Annotated in this window: 7 protein-coding genes; 5 read left to right on the top strand and 2 right to left on the bottom strand. The window is 51.4% G+C overall.

Features of this window, described 5'->3' with window-relative positions:
• Positions 1 to 769, top strand: a 769-nt coding sequence (gene folD, locus INT22_RS03770) for a bifunctional methylenetetrahydrofolate dehydrogenase/methenyltetrahydrofolate cyclohydrolase FolD (RefSeq protein WP_193067719.1), incomplete at its 5' end; no start/stop codon positions are given.
• Positions 770 to 817: 48 nt separating this feature from the next.
• Positions 818 to 1,531: a 5'-methylthioadenosine/S-adenosylhomocysteine nucleosidase gene (gene mtnN / locus INT22_RS03765; RefSeq protein ID WP_193060369.1), complete on the top strand. Its 714-nt coding sequence runs from the start codon at positions 818 to 820 to the stop codon at positions 1,529 to 1,531.
• An 81-nt stretch (positions 1,532 to 1,612) separates the two neighbouring features.
• On the opposite strand, the gene pyrC is transcribed toward mtnN, so the two are convergent.
• Positions 1,613 to 2,650, bottom strand: a complete 1,038-nt coding sequence (gene pyrC, locus INT22_RS03760) for a dihydroorotase (RefSeq protein ID WP_193060368.1) — start codon at positions 2,648 to 2,650, stop codon at positions 1,613 to 1,615.
• Between the two features lie 149 nt (positions 2,651 to 2,799).
• Here pyrC and INT22_RS03755 point away from each other — a divergent pair, with 149 nt between their 5' ends.
• Genes INT22_RS03755 through INT22_RS03745 form a run of 3 tightly spaced genes read left to right on the top strand, consistent with a single transcriptional unit; the run spans position 2,800 to position 5,076 of the window.
• On the top strand, positions 2,800 to 3,216 hold the full coding sequence (locus INT22_RS03755) for a hypothetical protein (protein WP_193060367.1): 417 nt from the start codon (positions 2,800 to 2,802) through the stop codon (positions 3,214 to 3,216).
• A 7-nt stretch (positions 3,217 to 3,223) separates the two neighbouring features.
• Positions 3,224 to 4,498 (top strand): ATP-binding protein, encoded by a 1,275-nt coding sequence (locus tag INT22_RS03750; RefSeq protein WP_089038418.1) that lies wholly within the window; start codon positions 3,224 to 3,226, stop codon positions 4,496 to 4,498.
• A gap of 38 nt (positions 4,499 to 4,536) precedes the next feature.
• On the top strand, positions 4,537 to 5,076 hold the full coding sequence (locus INT22_RS03745; RefSeq protein WP_193060366.1) for a response regulator transcription factor: 540 nt from the start codon (positions 4,537 to 4,539) through the stop codon (positions 5,074 to 5,076).
• A 52-nt stretch (positions 5,077 to 5,128) separates the two neighbouring features.
• On the opposite strand, the gene INT22_RS20235 is transcribed toward INT22_RS03745, so the two are convergent.
• A partial coding sequence (locus INT22_RS20235; RefSeq protein WP_226912379.1) for an SDR family oxidoreductase occupies positions 5,129 to 5,611 on the bottom strand: 483 nt, incomplete at its 5' end.

The raw sequence follows: 5,611 nt of genomic DNA, 5'->3' as shown, positions 1-5,611 counted from the left end.
ACCTGGACTAGCTGTTGTTGTGGTCGGGGAAGACCCAGCCTCCCATGTTTATGTCAGCAACAAACACCGCGCCTGTGAGCAGGCAGGCATCCACTCTTTCCAACATGCGCTACCCGCTGATACGCAGCAGCATGAACTTGAAGCACTGGTCGATCAGTTAAACAACGATGCAACGGTTGACGGCATTCTTGTTCAACTGCCATTGCCAGAGCATTTAGACTCTCGCCCTATTCTTGAGCGCATTCGCCCAGACAAGGATGTCGACGGCTTTCACCCATACAATATTGGTCGTCTGGCGCAACGTATGCCCTCGCTCAGGCCCTGCACACCTAAAGGTATTATGACCATGCTTGCCCATAGCGGCATTTCCGTACGAGGGTTAGATGCCACTGTAGTCGGCGCGTCCAACATTGTCGGTCGGCCAATGGCGTTGGAGTTGATGCTGGCAGGTTGCACCACCACGGTATGCCACCGCTTCACGCTACAGCTTGAGTCTCATGTGCGCCGCGCTGACTTGCTTGTTGTCGCTGTCGGCAAACCCGGTATTGTCAAAGGGGAATGGATCAAACCGGGCGCCATCGTGATTGATGTTGGCATTAATCGCCAAGACGACGGCACGCTCACTGGTGACGTTGATTTTAAAGCCGCAGCAGAACGCGCCAGCTTCATTACACCCGTGCCTGGCGGCGTTGGGCCGATGACCGTTGCCACGCTACTTGAAAACACGCTAGAAGCCGCTGAACGGCACGACAAAGGCCTGGAGCAGTAGTGTTACACACACCACTGCCGTTAACGATTTCTTAAGGAGTAATCACGAGTGCAACGTATTGGAATCATCGGCGCGATGGCGCAGGAAGTGGACATACTGGCAGGACAGCTAGAAGGCGCTGAACGCTACGAGCATGCTGGCTTCGTGTTTTATACGGGCACACGTCACGGCTTGGAAATTGTTGTACTGCAGTCGGGGATAGGCAAGGTCAATGCGGCGGTAGGCACCGCGATTTTACTTGAGCGGCACCAGCCTGATGCGATCATTAACACCGGTTCCGCAGGCGGCTTTGCGAGCGATCTTGCTATTGGTGATGTGATTATTTCGGATGAAGTTCGCCATCATGACGTTGACGCAGTGGTCTTTGGCTATGAGCTTGGTCAGGTACCTGGCATGCCGGCAGCCTACCAAGCAGACAAACAACTTCGTGATATTGCCCGCAACGCCATTGCCGCATTAGGTGAAGTCAATGTACGTGAAGGGCTCATCGCCACAGGCGATGCCTTTATGGCCGACCCTGTTCGTGTCGCGACTACCCGTGAACAGTTTCCAACCATGCTAGCCGTCGAGATGGAAGGCGCCGCTATTGCTCAAACATGCCATCTTTATGGCTGCCCATTTGTGGTCATTCGCGCGCTATCTGATATCCCTGGCAGCGGTGACAACCACCTGTCATTCGAGCAATTTTTAGACATCGCGGCTGACCATTCATCACGGATGGTGGATCAGATGCTGATCGAACTTGGTAAGATCAAGCAATAAACGTTAAGAAAGCGTGCTTAAAACGTTAAGAAAACGGAGCCAGTCGGCTCCGTTTTTTGATTTGCTATCTAGCTATACAAGCTACGCTTTCAGCTTCCATGCCAAGCTCTCACCCGCCATTAGCGGAATAATATGCTGACCAGCCGTATAGGGATAATGCGCTGGCAGACTCCATGAACGACGCTCCAACGTCACGCTATCAGCATTAGCCGGTAATCCATAAAAACGCGGTCCATTGAGGCTGGCAAACGCTTCTAACTTGTCTAAGGCACCCATTTCTTCGAAGGCTGCTGCATAGAGCTCAATGGCAGCAGGCGCCGTATATGCCCCTGCACAGCCGCAGCTAGACTCTTTGTCACCCTGGGCATGAGGCGCACTATCGGTGCCTAAGAAGAATTTAGGACTGCCACTGGTCGCCGCTTTCAACAACGCCTGGCGATGCTGCTCACGCTTTAGAATGGGCAAGCAGTAATAATGCGGACGAATACCACCTGCCAGCATTTTGTTGCGGTTAAACAGCAGATGATGGGCTGTGATCGTGGCCGCAATATTATCAGGCGCAGCAGCAACAAACTCGGCAGCCTGCTGGGTCGTAATATGCTCAAACACTACCTTAAGCTTAGGGTGCCTAGCCAAAAGCGGTTTCATAACCTGCTCAATAAACACCGCTTCTCGATCGAAAATATCAATTTCATGATCGGTCACTTCACCATGCACCAACAGCGGCATACCAACGTTTGCTAGCATCGCAATCGTGTCATCGCAGTGGGCAATGTCGGTGACGCCCGATGCAGAGTTAGTGGTAGCGCCCGCGGGATAGAGCTTCACGGCTTTCACGACACCACTTTCAGCAGCACGCTCAATTTCTTCAGGGGGCGTCGTGTCTGTTAAATAGAGCGTCATCAAAGGTTCAAATGCACTCCCTTCGGGTAACGCAGCTAAAATTCTCTGCCGATATGCTAGTGCTTGCGCGGTAGTGGTTATCGGCGGCTTTAAATTAGGCATTATAATCGCACGCCCCATTTGGGCGGCGGTATGACCTACCACAGCGCTTAGCGCCTCATCATCACGTAAATGAAGATGCCAATCATCGGGGCGAGTCAACGTAATAGCGTCCACGGCAAGTCCTGTGCAGAAATGAATTTAGTCAAAGGGTCAGAACAGTATACCCAATACGGGTAATGGATAAATCTCCCCTATCCATCCCACAGCCGTTCCCAAGTGTCGTATCATGGCGACACTTTGTAAGGTCAAGGATTCAGTTTTTTATGCAGAATGTGCGTCGCTATGCGGACATTATCGCCAGTATTGAAGGATTACTTTGGCTTGGTCTTGCCTGGTCGATATCCTTTTCAATGTATTTTGGGAGTACCGAACCGACGCTGGCTGTCCTATTCGTTGTTGGTGCACTCGTGCTGTTCGGTTGGGCGCACCGTCCAATGCGTTACTTGTTGAAACGCTACCATGTACGTAAGCGCCGTACTGACATGTGGGTTCATACGCTAGCACTACCACTCTTGCTCGCTATGTTTTTCCATATCATGTTAGAAGCCGTTCTGGGCAGTGCCTGGCTACCTCCTAAAATGCTGCTATTCAACTTGCTTGCCTCAGCGGGATGGCTGACGTTCGTTATGACGTTATTTATTAAATATGTTATTCACAACGTGAAAGCATCGAGCAAATAAGCACGCTATGCCTACCCCCCTGCCTCTCCCGCTTTCGACGCCAAACCGTAACCTCGTTCGATTAACGATCGTCAGAGGTATCACATGGACCGGCTTTTTACTGGCCATTATTGTTGGTATTGAGCTACTCGCTTTCGACTTGCCAGTGACCGCAGTCGTCAGTGTTGTGATTGCCATGGGGATACTGAATATCGTCACATGGTGGCGCTTAGGCAGACCCAAAGCGGTTAATCATTTCGAATATCTTGCCCACTTATTGGCCGATATTGCAGGCTTAACGCTGCTATTTTATTTTTCAGGCGGCTCAACAAACCCCTTTATCACTTACTATTTAGTGCCTGTCACTATCGCCGCTGCAACCCTTCCCTGGCGGCATGCTTGGATCATCGCCGCATGTTCAATGGCAGGTTACACCTACCTGATGTTCTTTTATCACCCGATACCTCAGCTGGGCCACATTAACAGCGACGGCCCACTAAGCCTTCACGTATTGGGTATGTGGCTTAATTTTGGCTTATCAGCCGGACTGGTCACGTTCTTTATCTACAAAATGGCCCATGCACTGCGTAATCGAGATAAAGCACTATCTCGCACGCGAGAAGCGGCACTGCGCAATGAACAGGTGTTAGCCGTTGCTACTCAAGCCGCTGGCACGGCTCATGAGCTTGGCACGCCGCTTTCAACCATGGCCGTGCTGCTCAATGAAATGTACCAGGACGCGCCTAATGACTCCCCCTTGCAACAAGATATAGCCATTCTTCGCCAGCAAGTAGACGTGTGCAAATCGCGCTTACAACACCTTGTTGCGACGGCTGATCGTCGGCGCATGGCAGAACCAGAGATACTGGATGCTGAACTGTGGTTAGCCGCCGTTGTGCAACGCTGGCTCGTTATCAGGCCAGATGTTAGCCACTTTTTTGATGTTGCCGAGAAACGCGGCCGCCCCTGGTTGGCCGTCGATGCCACATTAGATCAAGCGCTAACCAATTTGCTGAATAACGCCGCCGACGCTAATCCAGAACAAATTGCTATTCGATTGGATTGGCAAGATGAAAGCGTTGTTATTGATATACGCGACCATGGACCCGGCATCGCCATGTCGATTGCTGACCAGCTAGGCGACACGTTTATTTCAACTAAAAGCAAAGGCATGGGGATTGGGCTGTTTTTAACCCATGCCACCATTAATCGTTTCGGTGGTGGAGTAAGCCTGTACAATCACCCGGAAGGCGGTACGTTAACGGAAGTGACGCTGCCGCTTTGTTCCGCCCCTGATAAGTAACAGCGACGCAGAGCATTCGCCAGAAAATCGAGGACATCATGCAGACGCAAGACCAACGCCTTTTAATCGTCGACGATGATGAAATGTTTTGTCACGTGCTAAGCAGAGCGCTTTCGCGTCGTGGTTATGAGGTGCAAGTTGCCCACGATGCTGATCAAGCAATGGCGCTGATCACGCAGTTCATGCCAACGATGGCAACACTCGATCTAAAACTTGAGCATAGTTCCGGGCTTAAGTTACTGCCCGACATGCTGGCAAGCGCACCGAATTGCCGCATTGTGGTATTAACGGGGTATTCCAGCATCGCCACAGCGGTAGAAGCCATCAAACTTGGCGCCGTTAACTATCTATGCAAACCAGCAGATGCCGACGATGTGATTGCCGCTTTTGACCATCAGGATGGTGATCCGAATATTGAGCTAGCCGACAATCCTCCCTCTATCAACCGTATAACGTGGGAACACATTCAAAAGGTGTTGCAAGAGCATGATGGCAACATTTCAGCCACGGCTAGGGCACTCGGCATGCATCGGCGCACATTACAACGCAAATTACAGAAGCGCCCGGTACGCCGGTAATTCGCCCACTCTTTGCGCAACGACGACGCAAAGAGTGGGCGTCAACTTGATGTTATTGGGCGGTCCATCCTAGATCAATGTTCCAGCTGGCACCCGTTACAGCGCCTGCCGCATCGGAGGCTAAGTAAGCAACTAGCTGAGCAACCTCGGAAGGCTCAATCAAGCGCTTAACCGCTGCGTTTTTCAGCATGATTTTTTCAATCACCTCTTGCTCATCCATCCCATGTAGCTTGGCTTGGTCGGCGATCTGATTATCTACCAGCGGTGTTTTCACATAGGCGGGGCAAATAGTATTGGCGGTAATCCCCTGCTCACCACCTTCTAAAGCGGCGGTTTTCGTTAGTCCGATCATGCCGTGCTTGGCACTGATATAAGCGGCTTTGCCTGGTGAAGCCACCTGTGCATGCACAGACGCAATATTAATCACACGCCCCCAACCTTTTTTACGCATATGTGGCCATGCTGCCTGGGTAAGCAAAAACGGCGCTGTCAGCATTAAATCAATGATTTGACGCCACTTCTCTTCGGGGAACGT

The sequence above is a fragment of the Halomonas sp. 3D7M genome (assembly GCF_014897885.1).
Lineage (GTDB): Bacteria > Pseudomonadota > Gammaproteobacteria > Pseudomonadales > Halomonadaceae > Vreelandella.
Note: the sequence above shows the minus strand (reverse complement) of the source record. Positions and strands in the feature narration are given on the sequence as shown.

What these genes read in the sequence shown, in the direction of transcription:
- INT22_RS03750 (WP_089038418.1), top strand. Translation starts at nt 3,224, where the DNA reads ATGCCTACCCCCCTGCCTCTCCCGCTTTCGACGCCAAACCGTAACCTC.
- INT22_RS03755 (WP_193060367.1), top strand. Translation starts at nt 2,800, where the DNA reads ATGCAGAATGTGCGTCGCTATGCGGACATTATCGCCAGTATTGAAGGA.
- INT22_RS03745 (WP_193060366.1), top strand. Translation starts at nt 4,537, where the DNA reads ATGCAGACGCAAGACCAACGCCTTTTAATCGTCGACGATGATGAAATG.